Below are 2,957 nucleotides of genomic sequence, written 5' to 3'. Positions count from 1 at the left end.
GTTCTTTCATTGAGTCCATCAAAACCCCTTGGGTGTTGTATGGTTAAGCCTCACGGGCAATTAGTACAGGTTAGCTCAACGCCTCACAACGCTTACACACCCTGCCTATCAACGTCGTAGTCTACGACAACCCTTTAGGATACTTAAAGTATCAGGGAGAACTCATCTCAAGGCTCGCTTCCCGCTTAGATGCTTTCAGCGGTTATCGATCCCGAACTTAGCTACCGGGCAATGCGTCTGGCGACACAACCCGAACACCAGAGGTTCGTCCACTCCGGTCCTCTCGTACTAGGAGCAGCCCCTTTCAATTCTCCAACGCCCACGGCAGATAGGGACCGAACTGTCTCACGACGTTCTAAACCCAGCTCGCGTACCACTTTAAATGGCGAACAGCCATACCCTTGGGACCGACTTCAGCCCCAGGATGTGATGAGCCGACATCGAGGTGCCAAACACCGCCGTCGATATGAACTCTTGGGCGGTATCAGCCTGTTATCCCCGGAGTACCTTTTATCCGTTGAGCGATGGCCCTTCCATTCAGAACCACCGGATCACTATGACCTGCTTTCGCACCTGCTCGAATTGTCATTCTCGCAGTCAAGCGGGCTTATGCCATTGCACTAACCTCACGATGTCCAACCGTGATTAGCCCACCTTCGTGCTCCTCCGTTACGCTTTGGGAGGAGACCGCCCCAGTCAAACTACCCACCAGGCACTGTCCGCAACCCCGATAAGGGGTCAACGTTAGAACATCAACACTACAAGGGTGGTATTTCAAGGACGGCTCCACGCAATCTAGCGACTGCGCTTCAAAGCCTCCCACCTATCCTACACATGTAGGGTCAATGTTCAGTGCCAAGCTGTAGTAAAGGTTCACGGGGTCTTTCCGTCTAGCCGCGGGTACACTGCATCTTCACAGCGATTTCAATTTCACTGAGTCTCGGGTGGAGACAGCGTGGCCATCATTACGCCATTCGTGCAGGTCGGAACTTACCCGACAAGGAATTTCGCTACCTTAGGACCGTTATAGTTACGGCCGCCGTTTACCGGGGCTTCGATCAAGAGCTTCGACCGAAGTCTAACCCCATCAATTAACCTTCCGGCACCGGGCAGGCGTCACACCGTATACGTCATCTTGCGATTTTGCACAGTGCTGTGTTTTTAATAAACAGTTGCAGCCACCTGGTATCTGCGACTCTCAATAGCTCCATCCGCGAGGGACTTCACCGTCGAGAGCGTACCTTCTCCCGAAGTTACGGTACCATTTTGCCTAGTTCCTTCACCCGAGTTCTCTCAAGCGCCTTGGTATTCTCTACCCGACCACCTGTGTCGGTTTGGGGTACGATTCCTTACAATCTGAAGCTTAGAGGCTTTTCCTGGAAGCATGGCATCAATGACTTCACTACCGTAGTAGCTCGACGTCGTGTCTCAGCCTTAAAGAGAGCCGGATTTACCTAACTCTCAAGCCTACGCACTTGAACCTGGACAACCGTCGCCAGGCCCACCTAGCCTTCTCCGTCCCCCCATCGCAATTGTAAGAAGTACGGGAATATTAACCCGTTTCCCATCGACTACGCCTTTCGGCCTCGCCTTAGGGGTCGACTTACCCTGCCCCGATTAACGTTGGACAGGAACCCTTGGTCTTCCGGCGAGGAGGTTTTTCACCCCCTTTATCGTTACTCATGTCAGCATTCGCACTTCTGATACGTCCAGCATGCGTTACCACACACCTTCAACCGCTTACAGAACGCTCCCCTACCCAATGCACTAAAGTGCATTGCCGCAGCTTCGGTTTACTACTTAGCCCCGTTACATCTTCCGCGCAGGCCGACTCGACCAGTGAGCTATTACGCTTTCTTTAAATGATGGCTGCTTCTAAGCCAACATCCTGGCTGTCTGAGCCTTCCCACATCGTTTCCCACTTAGTAGTAATTTGGGACCTTAGCTGGCGGTCTGGGTTGTTTCCCTCTCCACGACGGACGTTAGCACCCGCCGTGTGTCTCCCGGATAGTACTTACTGGTATTCGGAGTTTGCAAAGGGTTGGTAAGTCGGGATGACCCCCTAGCCTTAACAGTGCTCTACCCCCAGTAGTATTCGTCCGAGGCGCTACCTAAATAGCTTTCGGGGAGAACCAGCTATCTCCAGGTTTGATTGGCCTTTCACCCCTAGCCACAAGTCATCCGCTAATTTTTCAACATTAGTCGGTTCGGTCCTCCAGTTGATGTTACTCAACCTTCAACCTGCCCATGGCTAGATCACCTGGTTTCGGGTCTATATCCAGAGACTGAACGCCCAGTTAAGACTCGGTTTCCCTACGGCTCCCCTAGATGGTTAACCTTGCCACTGAATATAAGTCGCTGACCCATTATACAAAAGGTACGCAGTCACAGGACAAAGCCTGCTCCTACTGCTTGTACGTACACGGTTTCAGGTTCTATTTCACTCCCCTCACAGGGGTTCTTTTCGCCTTTCCCTCACGGTACTGGTTCACTATCGGTCAGTCAGTAGTATTTAGCCTTGGAGGATGGTCCCCCCATATTCAGACAGGATATCACGTGTCCCGCCCTACTCGATTTCACTGAACACACGTCGTCAACTACGGGACTATCACCCTGTATCGTCGGCCTTTCCAGGCTGTTCGTCTAACGCGTGTAAAGCTTAAGGGCTAGTCCAATTTCGCTCGCCGCTACTTTCGGAATCTCGGTTGATTTCTTTTCCTCGGGGTACTTAGATGTTTCAGTTCCCCCGGTTCGCCCTGTTGAGCTATGTATTCACTCAACAGTAATACCTTATGGTATTGGGTTTCCCCATTCGGAAATCCCAGACTCAAATGGTTTTTACTACCTAATCTGGGCTTATCGCAAGTTAATACGTCCTTCATCGCCTCTGACTGCCAAGGCATCCACCGTGTACGCTTAGTCACTTAACCATACAACCCGAAGGAGTTTCGAGTTGA

1 rRNA gene is annotated in these 2,957 nt (G+C 51.6%); it reads right to left on the bottom strand.

The features are described 5' to 3' along the window. Positions 1–39 precede the first annotated feature (39 nt). Positions 40–2,930: ribosomal RNA gene (locus R7Z77_RS23795) — 23S ribosomal RNA — on the bottom strand. Positions 2,931–2,957: the final 27 nt, after the last annotated feature.

The organism is Vibrio sp. 1401 (genome assembly GCF_033340295.1).
This window is presented reverse-complemented; position numbering and strand designations above follow the sequence as displayed.